Here is a 16,262-nt window from a genome sequence, read left to right on the forward strand (position 1 = left end):
GGCGGTCCCACCTGCGCCGGTTCACGCTTGCATCATCCCGAAACGAATGCATGGCCAGGCTTAATGTCCGCTTAAGGCGCGCACAATAGAATGCGACGCCGCTGCTTTTGCGGTGTAATGCCGCAGCCTTTCGCGCTCGCGCGGGCAGCCTGTCTGCCCGGCCATGGCGACGCTCCTTCGAACCCTGAACGTTCACAACGGAACCAAGAAATGGGCCAATCAGAAGTCCTGACCAACCGCCAGACCGGTGCGAGCCTCACGCGGCCGACCCTGTCCAGCCACCTGGCGTTCACCGCGCTCAGCGTCGTTGCGCTGATGGTGATGTTCTCCCTGCTGCGCGTGGCGCTGCTCGTCTACAACCGCGAGCTGATCGGCAGCACCCCGGCGTCCACTTTCGTCGAGGCCTTCATCACCGGCATGCGCTTCGACATCCGTGCAGTGGTCTACATCGTCGCCCCGCTGGTGTTCGCCATTGCCAGCGTGCGTGCCATGGGCTGGCGCTGGCTGTGGAAGACCTGGCTGACCATCGCCGCGAGCATCACGCTGTTCCTCGGCGTGCTGGAGATGGATTTCTACCGCGAGTTCCACCAGCGCCTGAACAGCCTGGTGTTCCAGTACATGTCCGAAGACCCGAAGACGGTCATGAGCATGATCTGGTACGGCTACCCGGTGGTTCGCTACCTACTGGCCTGGGCCTTCGCTACCTGGATCCTGTACCTGCTGTTCCGCGGCATCGACCGCGCCACCCGTCCGGATGCGTCCGGTCCGTCCGCCGCCGCCTGGTACATCCGCGTGGCCGTGATGCTGGTGGCGATCGTGCTGTGCGTGGTGGCCGCTCGCGGCACCCTGCGCCAGGGCCCGCCGCTGCGCTGGGGCGATGCCTTCACCACCGATTCGATGTTCGCCAACCAGTTGGGCCTGAACGGCACCCTTAGCCTGATCAAGGCCGCCGAGAGCCGCTTCCTGTCCGAAGACCGTGACAACATCTGGAAAGCCACCCTGCCGGTGGACCAGGCACGCGACGTGGTGCGCCAGATGCTGGTGATGCCGGACGACAAGCTGGTCGACGCCGACGATGCCGCCGTGCGCCGCGACTACACCCCGCCGGCCGACGGCACCCTGCCGATCAAGAACGTCGTGGTGATTCTGATGGAAAGCTTCGCCGGCCACTACGTCGGTGCGCTGGGCGGCAAGGGCAACATCACGCCGTACTTCGACAAGCTGAGCAAGGAAGGGCTGCTGTTCACCCAGTACTTCTCCAACGGCACCCACACCCACCAGGGCATGTTCGCCACCATGGCGTGCTTCCCCAACCTGCCGGGCTTCGAGTACCTGATGCAGACGCCCGAGGGCGGCCACAAGTTCTCCGGCCTGCCGCAGTTGCTGTCGGCGCGCAAGTTCGAGGACGTCTACGTCTACAACGGCGACTTCGCCTGGGACAACCAGTCCGGCTTCTTCGCCAACCAGGGCATGACCTCGTTCATCGGCCGCAACGACTTCGTCAATCCGGTGTTCTCCGACCCGACCTGGGGCGTGTCCGACCAGGACATGTTCGCTCGCGGCAACGAGGAACTGGACAAGCTCGAAGCCACCGGCAAGCCGTTCTATGCCCTGCTGCAGACCCTGTCCAACCACGTGCCTTACGCACTGCCCAAGGACCTGCCGGTGGAGCGCGTGACCGGTAACGGCAGCCTCGACGAGCACCTGACCGCCATGCGTTATTCCGACTGGGCGCTGGGGCAGTTCTTCGAGAAGGCGAAGAAATCGCCGTACTACAAGGACACCCTGTTCGTGGTCGTCGGCGACCATGGTTTCGGCAGCCCCGAGCAGCTGACCGAGATGGACCTGTTCCGCTTCAACGTGCCGCTGCTGCTGGTAGCCCCGGGCATCCAGGAGAAGTTCGGCGCGACCCGCGACACCGTCGGCACCCAGATCGACATCGTGCCGACCATCATGGGCCGCCTGGGCGGGGAAGTGCGTCACCAGTGCTGGGGCCGTGACCTGCTGAACCTGCCGGCTGGCGACAAGGGCATCGGCGTCATCAAGCCGTCGGGCAGCGAGCAGGTGGTCGCCGTGATTTCCGGTAACCGCATCCTCATCCGTCCGAAGGAAGGCGATATCCGCGTCTACGACTACAAGCTGGGCAGCGACTTCGGCGTGAAGCGTGTGGACAGCGCGCCGGACCAGGAGAGCCTGCGCGTGCGCCTGGAGTCCTTCATCCAGACCGCGACCAAGAGCCTGCTGGACAACACCGCTGGCGTGGTGGACGGCAAGCCCGACGCGAAGTAATCGAGCGTTGAGTGAAAAGGGGCCTGCGGGCCCCTTTTTCATTTCATTGACGTTCCCGTGCCCATGGGAAACCGTCGCGGCAGGCGATCTGCGTCAGGATTTCGCGCAGAGTCAAACTGTAGAATCCAGTTATAAATTAAGACCACATCGGTCTAATGGATTATAAGAAAACTGGTTATCCTCGCCGCCACACCACGAGGTGATCAGTTTCGCCAGTCAGGACGCGTAGATGGATGTTGGCAATATCGGTTTCGTAATCGCGGGTCTTGTCGTTGGCTTTATCGTTGGAATGACCGGTGTCGGCGGCGGTTCGCTGATGACGCCGATTCTCCTCTGGTTCGGTATCAACCCCGCTGCCGCAGTGGGCACCGACCTGCTCTATGCCGCCATTACCAAGTCCGGCGGCGTCCTGGTTCACCGCAAGAACGACAACATCGACTGGCGCATCACCGGCTGGCTGGCTTTGGGCAGCGTTCCGGCGGCGGCGCTGACGCTGCTGTTCCTGCACAGCCTGCACGCCGATACCGCGGCCATGAACGCCGTGATCAAGAACGCCCTGGGCGTGGTGCTGCTGCTCACTGCGCTGGCGGTGCTGTTCAAGAAGCAGGTGCTGGCCTTCGCCCAGCGCCATGCCGGCGACAGTTTCCACTTCAGTGGCTCGAAGCTGAACACCCTGACCGTGATCACCGGCGCCATCCTCGGCGCGATGGTCGCGCTGACCTCCATCGGCGCCGGCGCATTGGGCACCGTGGCACTGTTCATCCTCTATCCGTTCCTCGCCACTCGCCGCCTGGTGGGCACCGAGATCGCCCACGCCGTACCGCTCACCCTGGTCGCTGGCCTCGGCCACGCCAGCATGGGCAACATGGACTGGGGCCTGCTGGGTTACCTGCTGATCGGCTCGCTGCCGGGCATCTACGTCGGCAGCCACCTGGCCGGACGCATTCCGGACGGCATCCTGCGGCCGTGCCTGGCCGTGATGCTGGCGATGATCGGCTACAAGCTGGTCTTCTGAGCCCCGGCTTCCCGAGCGCTCAGCCGCGGCGGAAACGCCCCGGAGTCACGCCTTTCCAGCGGCGGAAGGCGTGAATGAAGTTCGACACTTCGCCATAGCCGAGCCGCTCGGCAATCTCCTCCAGACGAATCGCCCCGGTGGCCAGTAATTCCTCGGCCAGCGCCTGGCGTACCTCGTCCAGCAAGGTGCGATAGCTGCTGCCTTCGGTTTCCAGCCGGCGGCGCAGCGTGCGCGACGTCATGTGCAACTCATCTGCCAGTTGCTCCATGTCCGGTAGCCGCCCCGGCGTACCCAGCAGCCGATCACGGATCTGCCCGGACAGCCCGGTGCGCACCTGGCGCCGGGCGAGCAGGGCGCGGCACTGTTCTTCGCAGCGGCGCGCCACCTCTGGGTTGGCGCCGGGTAGCGGCATTTCGAGGATGCGGCTGTCGAAGACGATGCGGTTCTCCGCCTGGCCAAAGAACGGCGTCACGCCCAGTTCATCGATGTACGGTTGCAGGTCGGCCGGCGCCTCGCGGCGGAACAGCGCCTGGCGGATTGGCGGGGGCTGGTTGGTGAGATCGCGCTGGATACGCAGCACGCCGCCGCCGTCGCGGTCGATGAGGAAGTCGCGCAGGTCTTCCGGCACCGCTGAGTCGTCCAGCACCAGGTGCGCCTCGCCGTCGTGCTCCTCCAGCGTCATGCGGTGGAAGGCGTAGGTCAGGTCGAGGTAGCGCAGGCCCAGGTGCGCCGCGCTGAGGAAGGTCGAGCTGCTGAGCAGGGCGAAGCCCCAGATGCCATAGGTGTTGAGGTGATAACGCAGGCCGGCCTTGAGGCCGATGCCGGGGCGCTGGCCGATCTGCCGGTTGATGTTGCGCAGCAGCTCCAGTTCCTGCGTGGCTTCCACCTCGGCGCCGGGGTCGGCGAGCACGCTGATGTCCAGGCCAGTGCCATCCAGGCACTGTTCCAGGGTCATGCCGTGGTCGAGGCCGAACTGCGTCATGAGCTGCACGCTGATGGCGCTGCGCCGGGGCGACCAGGCTGGGGTGGCAGGCATCGAAACCTCGGCTTTCAAATGACCGAAAATCAGGGGTGACCGAAAGTCACAATTTTATGTCCGACTATGCCATAACCCGCCGTGGGAAGTCGCACTAGGATGTTGTCATCCGCCGCTGTGCGGACTTCGAAACCGGGAGCACAACAATGACAACACCTTCCCGTCGATCGGCCGCCCCGCGCGTGCTGATCATCGGTGCCGGCTTTGCCGGCCTGGGCCTGGCGATCCGCCTGCAGCAAGCGGGCATCCAGGACTTCCTGATCCTCGAGAAGGCCGCCGACGTCGGAGGCTGCTGGCGCGAGAACGTCTATCCGGGCGCTGCCTGCGATGTGCCTTCGCACCTGTACTCCTTCTCCTTCGAACCCAAGGCCGACTGGTCGCGCAAGTTCGCGCCCCAGGCGGAAATCCTCGACTACGCGCGTCACTGCGCGGACAAGTACCGCCTGCGCGAGCGCATCCGTTTCAACTGCGAAGTGCGCGAGGCGAGCTTCGACGAAGCGGCCGGCGAGTGGCGGGTGACCTGCGCCGACGGCGAGGAGCTGCGCGCCCAGTCGCTGGTCTGCGCCCTTGGCCAGCTGAGCCGCCCGCTGATCCCGAAGTTGCCGGGCATCGAGCGCTTCCAGGGCAAGGCTTTCCACTCCGCGCAGTGGGACCACGGCGCGCTGCTGGAGGGCAAGCGCGTCGCGGTAGTCGGCACCGGCGCCAGCGCCATCCAGTTCGTCCCGCAGATCGCTCCGAAGGTGGCCGAGCTGCTGCTGTTCCAGCGCAGCGCCGCCTACGTGATTCCCAAGCCGGACCGCCCCTATGCCGACTGGGAGCGCCGCATCAAGTCGCGCCTGCCCTGGCTGCAGCGTCTGGACCGGGGCCTGAAGTACATCCAGCATGAGGCCCGCGCGCTGGCCTTCACCGTATTCCCGCCGATGATGAAAATCATGCGGATCAGCTTCCACCTGCACATGCGCAAGAGCATCAGCGATCCGCAACTGCGCGCGCGGCTGGAGCCCGATTACCCCATGGGCTGCAAGCGTATCCTGATCAGCAACGACTACTACCCGACGCTGGCGCGCAGCAACGTGAAGCTGGTGGATACCGGCATCCGCGAAGTCACCGAGGACGCCATCGTCACCCGTGACGGTGTGCGGCATCCGGTGGACACGATCATCTACGGCACCGGTTTCGCCGCCACCGAGTTCATCGCGCCGATGCAAATCACCGGCCTCGCCGGGCGCGAACTGAACCAGGCCTGGAGCGACGGCGCCGAAGCCTACAAGGGCATCAGTGTCAGCGGCTTCCCCAACTTCTTCATCCTCTACGGGCCGAACACCAACCTGGGGCACAACTCCATCATCTACATGCTGGAGAGCCAGTTCCCCTATGTGCTCGGCTGCCTGAAGCGAATCCAGCGCGAGGGCCTGAAGTATCTGGACCTCAAGCCGCAGGCGCAGCAGGGCTTCAACCGCCAGTTGCAGCACGACTTGCAGCACACCATCTGGGAGCGCGGTTGCAGCAGCTGGTACAAGACCGCCAGTGGGCGCAACACCGTGAACTGGCCGGGCTTCACCTTCCGCTATCGCCAGCAGACCCGTCAGCCGGAGTTCGCCGACTATGACTGCATCCGTTGAACCGCAACTGCCGCTGTCGACCCGCCAGAAGCTGCTGACGGCCACCCTGCGCGGTGCGCTCAACCTGCTGTTCCGTGGGCTGATGGGCCCGCAACTGTCGGTGAAGGCGCAGCGCGCCCTGTTGCGTGGGCTGACGGCCGCCACGCTGACGCCGCGTGGCGTACACCGGGAGCAGACGACGCTGGGTGGCGTGCCTGCCGAGGTCTGGCGGTCCGAAGGAGTGAGCGAGGGCAGGGTGATCCTCTACTTGCATGGCGGCGCCTATCTGATCGGCTCACCGGCCACGCACCGGGCGATCACTGCCAACCTGGCGCGGTTCTGCAAGGCCGAGGTCTGGGTGCTCGACTATCGCCTGGCGCCAGAGCATCGCTTCCCCGCTCAGCGTGAAGATGCCGTGGCGGCTTACCGCGCTCTGCTGGACAAGGGCATCCCCGCGCCCACCATCGCGGTGGCCGGGGATTCCGCCGGCGGTCACCTGACCCTGCAGCTGGCGCTGGAAGCCAAGGCGCAGGGCTTGCCGATGCCCGGTGCGCTGGTGACCTTCTCGCCGGTCACCGATCTCTCCAATGAACACCTGCACGCGCCAGCCGCGGGCGACCCGTTGATCACCCGTGCCTGGATGGACAGCGCCATGGGCATGTTCTGCCCGCCGGGCGTGCCCCGCACGGACGCCCGGCTGTCACCGCTGCATGCTGATCTGGGCGGTTTGCCGCCGCTACTGATCCAGGTCGGCGAGGACGAGGTGCTGCGCAACGACAGCCTGCGCTTCGTCGATGCTGCGCGGCGCTATGGCAATACCGTGCAACTGCAGCGTTTTCCCGGTTGCTGGCACGTGTTCCAGGCCCACGCCGGCCTGCTGGACGTGGCCGATCGCGCCTTGCGGGACGTCGCCAATTTTCTCGCCAGCCATTTGCAGGCCAGGCACCCGCAACCCACCTCAACGCAAGGAATGCAGCGATGAACACCATCCTGATCAGCGGAGCGGCCTCGGGGATCGGCGCCGCCACCGCGAAGCTGTTCCACCAGCGCGGCTGGCGCGTCGGCCTGATCGACCTCAATCCCGAGCCACTGGCGGCGCTGGCAGCCGAGCTGGACGGCGCCTGGCAGAGGGCGCTGGATGTCACCGATGCCGAGGCGGTATCGGCGGCGGTTCGCGAGTTCGCCGAAGCCCACAACGGGCACCTGCGCCTGCTATTCAACTGCGCGGGCATCCTGCGTTTCGGGCGCTTCGAGGACATCAGCCTCGCCGAGCACAACCGCATCATCGCCATCAACGTTCAGGGCGTGCTCAATTGCTGCTATGCCGCGCTGCCTTACCTCAAGCGCACGCCGGGCGCGCAGGTGCTGAACATGGGCTCGGCTTCCGGGCTCTATGGCGTGCCGCAGATGGCCAGCTACTCGGCGTCGAAGTTCGCCGTGCGCGGGCTGACCGAGGCGCTGGAGCTGGAGTGGCGGGAGCTGGGCATCCGCGTCGCCGACCTGATGCCGCCCTTCGTGCGCACACCGATGGTCGCCAGCCAGACCTTCGAGCCGCCGGTGCTGCGCCGACTGGGGGTCACCCTGGTGGCCGAGGACATCGCCCAGGCCGCGTGGCGGCAGGCCCAGAGCGGCGGTGTGCACCGACCCATCGGTGCGATGTTCCGCGCCATGTACTGGTCCGGCCAGCTCTCGCCGCCGGCGATCAACCGCTGGGTGATGGCCTGGCTCAGTCGCTGAGCGCAACGGGCGGGCATTCACGGTCCGCGTCGAGATTCTCCTGGAGAACGGCTGCGATCAACGTCACTGTCGGACGCTCCCATTAGACTGCGTACTGGAAATCCGCCCCGGCGCCTTCTGGCCGGGGCGGCAACGCAGTGAAGGAGCCTGATTCGTGGAGCAATCGCGACTTTCCTGGAAAGCCGCCTGGAGCAAGGCCTGGAGCGACCTGACCGATCCGTTCGACCGGCTCAGCGAGGTCGCCTTCGGGGTGATCATGGCGCTGACCATCATCTCGGTCATTCCCACCGCCGCCGATGGCGCAGGACGACAGCAACTGGTGCTGGCGGCGCTGGGCTGCAACCTGGCGTGGGGCATGGTCGACGCCCTGATGACCCTGGTTGGCATGCGCGTGGACCGTGAGCATCGCCACGCCGGCCTGCGCGCCCTGCGCCGGTCGGCGGACGAGAAGAGCTTCCGCGAAGGCCTGCGGGAATTCCTCCCGGACCTGATGGTGGATCACCTGCAGAGCAGCGACGTCCAGCGCCTGCGCGGCAACTTCCTGAAATCATTGCTCGGTACCGGGGAAGCGCCCAGCCTGGGACGCGAGCATTGGCTCGCGTGGCTGATCCTGGCCGGGCATACCTTCCTTGCGACCTTGCCGATCATCCTGCCGCTGCTGGTTATCCGTGACGACCTGCTGGCGCTGCGCCTGGCGCAGATCACGGGTTTGCTGCTGATGTTCGGCCTGGGCTGGCTGCTGGCGCGCTGGGCTGGCGGCCGGCCGTGGCAGGGCGCCGTTGGTTTCACCGCGCTGGGTATGGCCATGACTGGCATCTGCCTGGCGCTGGGTGGGTAGCCATCCTGGATGGCGCCATCGGGCTGCCGCCTGTCGCCGCCGAACGGGCCTTGGTGTCAAAGTAGCGGCAGGGCGCGCCGCCAGACGCTACGCTGAGCAATGTGGCCGGGAGATTTCCGCTGCGCCGCTCGGCGCGTTCGGCGGAGTTGGCCACCATTTCGGGGGACGTTGCGTCATTTGACGTTTCCCGGCGGCACACTGAAGTGCCCGGAATACGCCCGCGCAGGGCGTGTTCGTTGGCGGGGAATACACTCTGAACGTCTCGACAGGAGGTGCGTACCATGGAAAAGCCCCTCTCGGAGGATATCAGCGTCAACGTGTTGCGCCGGATGAAGGAAGGTGGCTTCGATTTCGCTCGTATTCATCCCATCGATTTTTTCGCCATCTTTTCCGATGAACAGAACGCCCGCAAAGCTGCCCGGCAGTTTCGCGGCGAGTCGCTGAGAACCCAGGTCGAAGCGCGCGATGACGGCGGCTGGAACCTGCAGATCAGCAAGGTGATGTTCGCCACCCATGCCGCCATCGGCGATTTCGAACACGACCTTGAGGAAGTCGTGGTGCCACTGGGCGGCACGCTCGATGGATGGGGTGTGACCCAGGAGGTCACCTCCCTGCGTTGATCGCAACACGTCGTTGAGCCGTCTTTCGACGGCCGATCTTCTACCCGCGTATTTCAACCGCGCTCTTTACCCGTAAGAATGAAAATGCGCGCCGTCACCAGCTGTGACGGCGCGCCTTTCTTCGTCCGGGGAACGGCGCCAGGACGGCAGCCGTGCAAGGACGCGCTTGCGGACACGCCGGGTTTCCTCACCGCCACCGATGCGGCAGACTGCCGCGCGGAGGTGACCATGACCGATATCCTGATCCTGACCCATGTCGATTTCTGCCCGCCCGGCCACCTGGGTGCGCTGCTCGACCGTCTGCAACTGCCGTTCGACGTACGCCGTGTCGATCTGGGCGAGCTGGATGGCTACGACCTGGAGCGGCCGAAAGCCGTCGCCATCATGGGTGGGCCCATGAGCGTGAACGACGACCTGCAATGGCTGCGCGACGAGATGGCCGCGATCCGCCGCTTCATCGAGCGCGACGTGCCGATGATCGGCCACTGCCTGGGCGGCCAGTTGCTGGCCAAGGCGCTGGGCGCCGATATCCACCGCCTGCCTTACACCGAGATGGGCTGGCAGCCGATGCGCCGTCAGGAAGGGCAGAGCCCGTGGCTGGCGCACCTGCCCGAGGAATTCCCGATCTACCAGTGGCATGGCGATACCTTCGACATTCCCAACGGTGCCACCCGCCTGCTCTCCAGCCCCTGGTGCGAGAACCAGGGCTTCAGCTTCGGCGAGCGCATCCTCGGCCTGCAGGGCCACCCGGAGATGACGGAGGAACTGGTGAGCGGTTGGGTCAACGGCTTCCCGGAATACCAGGACCCCAGCCAGCCAAGCCAGGAGTGCGCGGAGGCGATGCTGGCCGACCTGCCGCAGAAGGTCGCGGCGATGAACCGCGTGGCGGAAGGGTTCTATCAGCACTGGCTGAAGCTGGCCGGGTTGGTCTGATCCTGCTGTTTCGGTACGGCGGCGAGCCATCGCGGACGGAGTCCGCTCCTACGAGATCAAGAACCCCTCACCCTAACCGCTCTCCCGCAAGCGGGAGAGGGGACCGTTCGGTGCAGGATGAAACCTTGGTGTCAGCCGATACGGACTGCCCCCTCTCCCTAAGGGAGAGGGTTGGGGTGAGGGGGATAGCCCAGGCACGGATTGCGCAGAAGAGCGCTGTTGTTTCTACAGGTAATCCGTTCTGCCACCGGCTCAATGCTTGAACATGATGTGCCGCGCCACGGTGTAGTCCTCCAGGCCATACATGGACAGGTCCTTGCCGTAGCCGGACTGCTTGAAGCCGCCGTGGGGCATCTCGCTGCACAACATGAAGTGGGTGTTCACCCAGGTACAGCCGTACTGCAGCCGCGCCGCCACCCGTGAGGCGCGGCCGACATCCTTCGTCCACACCGACGAGGCCAGTCCGTAGTCGGAGTCGTTCGCCCAACGCACCGCCTCGTCGGCGTCGCTGAACGGGGTCACTGATACCACCGGGCCGAACACTTCGCGGCGGACGATCTCGTCGTCCTGCTGGGCGTTGGCCACCACCGTCGGCTCATAGAAGAAGCCGTTGCCGCTGACCACTCTGCCACCCGTGGCGATCTGGATGTGCGGGCTGGCCTTGGCGCGCTCGACGAAACCGGCAACGCGGTCGCGCTGGGCCCCGGTGATCAGCGGACCAAGCTCGGTATCAGGGTCGTTCTGCAGGCCCGTCTTCAGGCTCGACACCGCGCTGGCGAGGTCGGCGACAAAGTTGTCGTAGACCTTCTTGCCGGCGTAGATGCGGCAGGCGGCGGTGCAATCCTGCCCGGCGTTGTAGAAGCCGAAGGTGCGGATGCCGGCGATCACGTCTTCCAGGTCGGCGTCGTCGAAGACGATCACTGGGGCCTTGCCGCCCAACTCCATGTGCAGGCGCTTCACGCTGTCGGCGGCGCTGCGGATGATGGCCTTGCCGGTTCCCACCGAGCCGGTCAGCGAAACCATGCGCACCAGGTCGTGACTCACCAGCGGCGCGCCCACGCTCGGGCCGCGGCCGAAGACCAGGTTGACCACGCCGGCGGGGAACAGCTCGGCAATGAATTCGGCCACCCGCAGAGCGGTCAGCGGCGTCTGCTCCGAAGGCTTGAGCACCACACAGTTGCCGGCGGCCAGCGCCGGGCCGAGCTTCCACGCGGCCATCATCAGCGGGTAGTTCCACGGTGCGATGGAGGCGACCACGCCCACCGGGTCGCGGCGGATCATCGAGGTGAAGCCAGGCAGGTACTCGCCGGCGGCGGAACCTGGCAGCACGCGGCAGGCACCGGCGAAGAAGCGAAATACGTCGGCGATGGCCGGGATCTCGTCGTTCAGCGCCGCGGCGTAGGGCTTGCCGCAGTTGTCGGATTCCAGCCGGGCCAACTCTTCGGCGTGTTCTTCGATGCGGTCGGCGAGGCGCAGCAGGAGCATGGCGCGGTCTTTCGGCGCGGTCTGCGACCAGCCGTCGAAGGCAGCGTCGGCGGCGCGCACGGCGCTGTCCACCTGGGCTTCACTGGCCTCGGCGATCTGGCCGATCACGGTGCCGGTGGCGGGGTTGAGGATATCCAGCGGGGCGCCTTCGCCGGCGACGAACTGGCCGTTGATCAGGAGTTTGGTTTGCATCGGAGGCTCCTTTTCTTCAGTGGGTTTCCCTCTCCCTTCAGGGGGAAGGCTAGGGAGGGGGCGTTCGGCACAGAGTCATTTCCCACTCCCTGCCACGTCGCTGGTCCCGCGCGTCAGGTAGTAGGCGCCGAGGATCGGCAGCATGGTGGCGAGCATCACCAGCATGGCGACGACGTTGGTGATGGGCACATCGCGCGGGCGGCTCAGTTGGTTGAGCAGCCACAGCGGCAGAGTGCGCTCGTGGCCGGCGGTGAAGGTGGTGACGATAATCTCGTCGAACGACAGGGCGAAGGCCAGCATGCCGCCGGCCAACAGCGCCGTGGCGATGTTCGGCAGGACGATGTAGCGGAAGGTCTGCCAGCCGTCGGCGCCCAGGTCCATGCTCGCCTCGATCAGGCTGAAGGAGGTGCGGCGGAAGCGCGCGATGACGTTGTTGTAGACGATCACCACGCAGAAGGTCGCATGGCCGATGACGATGGTCAGGAAGCCTGGTTCGATCCCCAGCGTCTTGAACGCCGAGAGCAGGGCGATACCGGTGATGATGCCGGGCAGCGCGATGGGCAGGATCAGCATCAGCGAGATGCTCTCCTTGCCGAAGAAGTCGCGGCGGTACAGCGCGCCGGCGGCCAGGGTGCCGAGGACCATGGCGATCAGCGTGGCCACGCAGGCGATCTTCACCGACAGCCAGATGGCGTCGAGCACGTCGCCGCGCTGGAAAGCGATGCTGAACCACTTCAGGGTGAAGCCCTGCAGCGGGAAGCTATAGGCCGACTCCTCGGTGTTGAAGGCATAGAGCAGGATCACCAGGATCGGGAAGTGCAGGAACACCAGCCCGCCCCAGGCTGCCAGGCGCAGGAACCAGGAGGGGCGATCGGTGGAATGTGCCTCAGAGCGCATCGAAAGCCCCCAGTCGCTTGGCGATGGACAGGTAGACGGCGATCAGCACGATGGGCACCAGGGTGAAGGCCGCCGCCAGCGGCATGTTGCCCACCGCGCCCTGCTGCACGTAGACCATGGTGCCGATGAACAGCCCGCTGGGGCCCACCAGCTGCGGGATGATGAAGTCGCCCAGGGTCAGGCTGAAGGTGAAGATCGAGCCCGCCACCACGCCGGGGAAGGCCAGCGGCAGGATCACCTGGAAGAAGGTCTGCCGCGGGTGCGCGCCAAGGTCCGCCGAGGCCTGCAACAGCGATGGCGGCAAGCGTTCCAGGGCGGCCTGGATCGGCAGGATCATGAACGGCAGCCAGACGTAGGTGAACACCCAGAAGCGCCCCAGGTGCGAGGTGGACAGGGTGTTTCCACCCACGCCTGGCACTTGCAGCAGCAGGTCCAGCAGGCCGAGCAGGTGCAGGTGCTCGATTATCCAGTAGAGGATGCCGCCCTTGGCCAGGATCACCGTCCAGGCGTAGGCCTTGACGATGTAGCTGGCCCACATCGGCAGCATCACTGCGATGTAGAAGAAGGCCTTCTCTTTGGGCCCGGCATAGCGCGCCATGTAGTAGGCGATGGGGAAGGCGAGGACGGCGCTGGCCACCGACACGGCAATCGCCATGCTGAAGGTGCGCAGGACGATGTCGTAGTTGGCCGGGTTGAACAGGGCCTGGTAGTTGGCAAGGGTCAGGTCTGGCGTCACCGCCATGGTGAAGTCGTCGAAGGTGTAGAAGCTCTGCCAGAGCAGGGCAAACAGCGAGCCGATATAGATCACCCCGAACCACAGCAGCGGCGGGATCAGCAGCATCAGCAGGTAGAGCGTGCTGCGCCGGTAGAGAAAGCTGGAGATCGCCCTCACGGCGCCGGCTCCTCGAGCAGCGGCACCAGCGCGCTGCGTGCCCAGCAGGCGGTCACCGCGTCACCTGGTTTCGGCCGTTGCTCCTCTCGCTCGCCATTGGGCAGGGCGGCGACCAGGCGCACGCCGTTTTCCAGTTCGATCTCGTAGCGGCTGCTGGCGCCCATGTACTGCACGTCGAATAGTGTGCCGCTGACTTCCAGCTCGCCTTCGCCCGCATGGCCGAAGCGCACGTGCTCGGGGCGCAGCGAGTACGGGCGCGACTCGCCCAGCAGGCGTTGGCCGAGATCGCCACGCAGCACGTTGGCGGTGCCGACGAACTCGGCGACGAAGCGCGTGGCGGGGCGGCGGTAGAGGTTGCCGGGGGTGTCGACCTGTTCGATGCGACCCTTGTTGAACACCGCCACGCGGTCGGACATGGACAGCGCTTCGCTCTGGTCATGGGTGACGAAGATGAAGGTGATGCCGAGCTGGCGCTGCAGCTTCTTCAGCTCCACCTGCATCTGTTCGCGCAGCTTCAGGTCCAGCGCGCCGAGAGGTTCGTCCAGCAGCAGGACGCGCGGGCGATTCACCAGGGCGCGGGCCAGGGCGACGCGCTGGCGCTGGCCGCCGGAGAGCTGCGCCGGCTTGCGCTTGCCGTACCCGGCCAGGGCGACCATGCCGAGGGCCTCTTCGGCGCGGTGGTAACGCTCGGCCTTGGCCACGCCTTTCACTTTCAGGCCGTAGGCGACGTTGTCCAGCACGCTCATGTGCGGGAACAGCGCGTAGTCCTGGAATACTGTGTTCACGTCGCGCTCGTAGGGCGGCAGGCCCGACGCTTCTGCGCCATGGATGCGGATGGAGCCGGAGGTGGGTTGCTCGAAGCCGGCGATCAGCCGCAGGCAGGTGGTCTTGCCTGAGCCGGAAGGGCCGAGCATGGAGAAGAACTCGCCGTCGCGGATCTCGATGGATACCGAATCGACGGCGCGCACCTCGCCGTAATGACGGCTCACGTCGGTGAACTGGACGGCTGTGGTCATGCTGCTGGCTACCTGAATGGCGGGGCTGCATCAGAAAAGGTAGCGCATGGGGAAGAGGGTGCTTGGTCAGTCGGAATCCATGGTGTGGCTGATGCCGAGCTCCCTCTCCCTAACCCTCTCCCTGAAGGGAGAGGGGACTGGATCGGCATCAAGAGTAATCATGGCATCAACCTGCGCCCAAGCATGCTATTTGCACGGCAGCATGCCTGACTCGGATACCCCCTCTCCCTTCAGGGAGAGGGCTGGGGAGAGGGGCTTTCAGGCGAGCAATGCAGCATCACCTCCCGCCCATGATCGCGATGTAGTCCTGCGTCCACCGGCTGTACGGCACGCACTGGCCCTGGTCGCACTTGGCCTGCGGGGTCTTCCAGAAGGCGATGCGGTCGAACTGGTCGTAGCCGTTGGTGGCGCAACCTTTTTCGCCCAGCAACTGGCTGCCGGTGCAACCATCGGGTGAGGCGGGCACCGAGCCGAACCAGGCAGCGACGTCGCCCTGCACCTTGGGCTCCAGCGACCAGTTCAGCCACTTGTAGGCGCACACCGGGTGCTTGGCGTCGACGTGCATCATGGTGGTGTCGGCCCAGCCGGTGACGCCTTCGCCAGGGATGGTCGAGGCGATCGGCTGCTTCTCGCCCTGCAGCGCGTTGACCTGGTAGGGCCAGGAGCCGGAAGCGGTCACGCCTTCGTTCTTGAAGTCGCTCATCTGCACCGTCGCGTCGTGCCAGTAGCGGTGGATCAGCTTCTGCTGGCCGCGCAGCAGCTTGAGCGCGGCGGCGTACTGTTCCTCGTTGAGCTCGTAGGGGTCCTGGATGCCCAGCTTGGGCTCGGCGGTCTTCAGGTAGAGCGCCGCGTCGGCGATGTAGATCGGGCCATCGTAGGCCTGCACGCGGCCCTTGTTGCTCTTGCCGTCTGGCAGCTTCTGCTCGCTGAACACCACGCTCCAGCTTTCCGGCGCCTTGGGGAACACCTTGGTGTTGTACATCAGCACGTTCGGCCCCCACTGGTAGGGCGTGCCGTAGTGCTTGCCGTCCACCGTGTGCCAGGGCGCGTTCTGCAGGCGCTGGTCGACGTTCTTCCAGTTGGGCACCAGGGCGATGTTGATCGGCTGCACGCGCTTGCCGTAGACCAGCCGCAGGGAAGCGTCACCGGACGCGGTGACCAGGTCGTAGCCACCCTTGGCCATCAGGCTGACCATCTCGTCGGAGGTGGCGGCGGTCTTCACGTTGACCTTGCAGCCGGTGTCCTTCTCGAACTGGCTGACCCAGTCGTAGTTTTTGTCGCTCTCGCCGCGTTCGATGTAGCCGGGCCAGGCAATGATATCCAGCGCGCCTTCGGGGTTGCCGAGCTGTTTGAGCGCCTCGGCGGCCTGCAACGAGCCGCTGGCGAGCAGGCCGGCGCCGGCAAAGGCCAGCGCCGCGACTTTCAGTGAAAGCAATTGCACTGATGACATGGACGGACTCCTGTTGTTCTTCGTGTGGGAGCCACTGCGGAACCAGCGCGCAGAAAAATGGCACCTCCGTTGACCGCTGCGAGTCCATGGGGAATGGCCACGCTCTTGCAGCGTAGTTCTGGCCCCGGAGGCTGACAAGCGAGCCCTGGCGCGGCCCGTGGCCCCAAAAAGGGCGCGGCGCGCAGGGTCGGTGGCGGTTTCGCACCATGGCAGTGCGGCCTGCGCAAACAGCCTTTGCAAGTCATTGAATGGACAGGAAAT

The 16,262-nt window shown here is 65.6% G+C and carries 14 protein-coding genes; 8 read left to right on the top strand and 6 right to left on the bottom strand.

All coding sequences use genetic code 11. The features are described from left to right. Positions 1-210 precede the first annotated feature (210 nt). Together IB275_RS10320 and IB275_RS10325 are read left to right on the top strand one after the other, a co-directional pair. The gene (locus IB275_RS10320; RefSeq protein WP_192295381.1) at positions 211-2,289 is read left to right on the top strand and encodes an LTA synthase family protein; all 2,079 of its coding nucleotides are present in this window, start codon (positions 211-213) and stop codon (positions 2,287-2,289) included. A 229-nt stretch (positions 2,290-2,518) separates the two neighbouring features. Next, complete coding sequence (locus tag IB275_RS10325; protein ID WP_192295382.1) at positions 2,519-3,304, top strand: sulfite exporter TauE/SafE family protein; 786 nt, start codon at positions 2,519-2,521, stop codon at positions 3,302-3,304. Positions 3,305-3,323: 19 nt separating this feature from the next. Here the strand turns inward: IB275_RS10325 and IB275_RS10330 are convergent, their stop codons facing one another. After that, positions 3,324-4,340 carry an AraC family transcriptional regulator gene (locus IB275_RS10330; protein ID WP_192295383.1) on the bottom strand — a complete coding sequence of 339 codons (1,017 nt, stop codon included), beginning with the start codon at positions 4,338-4,340 and terminating at the stop codon, positions 3,324-3,326. A gap of 146 nt (positions 4,341-4,486) precedes the next feature. On the opposite strand from IB275_RS10330, the gene IB275_RS10335 reads away from it, so the two are divergent. From IB275_RS10335 to IB275_RS10360, 6 genes are all read left to right on the top strand, one after another. Then, positions 4,487-5,962, top strand: coding sequence for a flavin-containing monooxygenase (locus tag IB275_RS10335; RefSeq protein ID WP_192295384.1), 1,476 nt, complete (start codon positions 4,487-4,489; stop codon positions 5,960-5,962). Next, a complete protein-coding gene (locus IB275_RS10340) occupies positions 5,946-6,923 on the top strand; it encodes an alpha/beta hydrolase (RefSeq protein ID WP_192295385.1) in 978 nt (325 codons plus the stop codon). Before IB275_RS10335 ends, IB275_RS10340 begins: the two co-directional genes overlap by 17 nt. Beyond that, a complete protein-coding gene (locus IB275_RS10345; RefSeq protein ID WP_192222934.1) occupies positions 6,920-7,678 on the top strand; it encodes an SDR family oxidoreductase in 759 nt (252 codons plus the stop codon). The genes IB275_RS10340 and IB275_RS10345 overlap by 4 nt, the downstream gene beginning before the upstream one ends. Positions 7,679-7,832: 154 nt before the next feature. Further along, on the top strand, positions 7,833-8,516 hold the full coding sequence (locus IB275_RS10350) for a hypothetical protein (RefSeq protein ID WP_192295386.1): 684 nt from the start codon (positions 7,833-7,835) through the stop codon (positions 8,514-8,516). Positions 8,517-8,797: 281 nt separating this feature from the next. Beyond that, positions 8,798-9,136, top strand: a complete 339-nt coding sequence (locus IB275_RS10355) for a ribonuclease E inhibitor RraB (protein WP_045208619.1) — start codon at positions 8,798-8,800, stop codon at positions 9,134-9,136. A gap of 228 nt (positions 9,137-9,364) precedes the next feature. After that, positions 9,365-10,069, top strand: a complete 705-nt coding sequence (locus tag IB275_RS10360) for a type 1 glutamine amidotransferase (protein WP_192295387.1) — start codon at positions 9,365-9,367, stop codon at positions 10,067-10,069. A 252-nt stretch (positions 10,070-10,321) separates the two neighbouring features. Here the strand turns inward: IB275_RS10360 and IB275_RS10365 are convergent, their stop codons facing one another. The 5 genes from IB275_RS10365 to ydcS form a co-directional block, all read right to left on the bottom strand. Beyond that, on the bottom strand, positions 10,322-11,746 hold the full coding sequence (locus IB275_RS10365) for a gamma-aminobutyraldehyde dehydrogenase (protein WP_192295388.1): 1,425 nt from the start codon (positions 11,744-11,746) through the stop codon (positions 10,322-10,324). A gap of 75 nt (positions 11,747-11,821) precedes the next feature. Continuing rightward, complete coding sequence (locus IB275_RS10370; RefSeq protein ID WP_192295389.1) at positions 11,822-12,643, bottom strand: ABC transporter permease; 822 nt, start codon at positions 12,641-12,643, stop codon at positions 11,822-11,824. Beyond that, complete coding sequence (locus tag IB275_RS10375; RefSeq protein ID WP_225601947.1) at positions 12,633-13,484, bottom strand: ABC transporter permease; 852 nt, start codon at positions 13,482-13,484, stop codon at positions 12,633-12,635. Before IB275_RS10375 ends, IB275_RS10370 begins: the two co-directional genes overlap by 11 nt. Positions 13,485-13,531: 47 nt before the next feature. After that, positions 13,532-14,551 carry an ABC transporter ATP-binding protein gene (locus IB275_RS10380; RefSeq protein WP_192295390.1) on the bottom strand — a complete coding sequence of 340 codons (1,020 nt, stop codon included), beginning with the start codon at positions 14,549-14,551 and terminating at the stop codon, positions 13,532-13,534. Between the two features lie 277 nt (positions 14,552-14,828). Further along, positions 14,829-16,001 carry a putative ABC transporter substrate-binding protein YdcS gene (ydcS, locus tag IB275_RS10385; RefSeq protein WP_192295391.1) on the bottom strand — a complete coding sequence of 391 codons (1,173 nt, stop codon included), beginning with the start codon at positions 15,999-16,001 and terminating at the stop codon, positions 14,829-14,831. Positions 16,002-16,262: the final 261 nt, after the last annotated feature.

The organism is Pseudomonas sp. PDM21, assembly GCF_014852505.2.
Taxonomy (GTDB): Bacteria; Pseudomonadota; Gammaproteobacteria; order Pseudomonadales; family Pseudomonadaceae; genus Pseudomonas.

Coding starts and splice junctions, on each gene's coding strand:
- IB275_RS10320 (WP_192295381.1), top strand. CDS start 211: ATGGGCCAATCAGAAGTCCTGACCAACCGCCAGACCGGTGCGAGCCTC.
- IB275_RS10325 (WP_192295382.1), top strand. CDS start 2,519: ATGGATGTTGGCAATATCGGTTTCGTAATCGCGGGTCTTGTCGTTGGC.
- IB275_RS10330 (WP_192295383.1), bottom strand. CDS start 4,340: ATGCCTGCCACCCCAGCCTGGTCGCCCCGGCGCAGCGCCATCAGCGTG.
- IB275_RS10335 (WP_192295384.1), top strand. CDS start 4,487: ATGACAACACCTTCCCGTCGATCGGCCGCCCCGCGCGTGCTGATCATC.
- IB275_RS10340 (WP_192295385.1), top strand. CDS start 5,946: ATGACTGCATCCGTTGAACCGCAACTGCCGCTGTCGACCCGCCAGAAG.
- IB275_RS10345 (WP_192222934.1), top strand. CDS start 6,920: ATGAACACCATCCTGATCAGCGGAGCGGCCTCGGGGATCGGCGCCGCC.
- IB275_RS10355 (WP_045208619.1), top strand. CDS start 8,798: ATGGAAAAGCCCCTCTCGGAGGATATCAGCGTCAACGTGTTGCGCCGG.
- IB275_RS10360 (WP_192295387.1), top strand. CDS start 9,365: ATGACCGATATCCTGATCCTGACCCATGTCGATTTCTGCCCGCCCGGC.
- IB275_RS10365 (WP_192295388.1), bottom strand. CDS start 11,746: ATGCAAACCAAACTCCTGATCAACGGCCAGTTCGTCGCCGGCGAAGGC.
- IB275_RS10370 (WP_192295389.1), bottom strand. CDS start 12,643: ATGCGCTCTGAGGCACATTCCACCGATCGCCCCTCCTGGTTCCTGCGC.
- IB275_RS10375 (WP_225601947.1), bottom strand. CDS start 13,484: ATGCTGCTGATCCCGCCGCTGCTGTGGTTCGGGGTGATCTATATCGGC.
- IB275_RS10380 (WP_192295390.1), bottom strand. CDS start 14,551: ATGACCACAGCCGTCCAGTTCACCGACGTGAGCCGTCATTACGGCGAG.
- ydcS (WP_192295391.1), bottom strand. CDS start 16,001: ATGTCATCAGTGCAATTGCTTTCACTGAAAGTCGCGGCGCTGGCCTTT.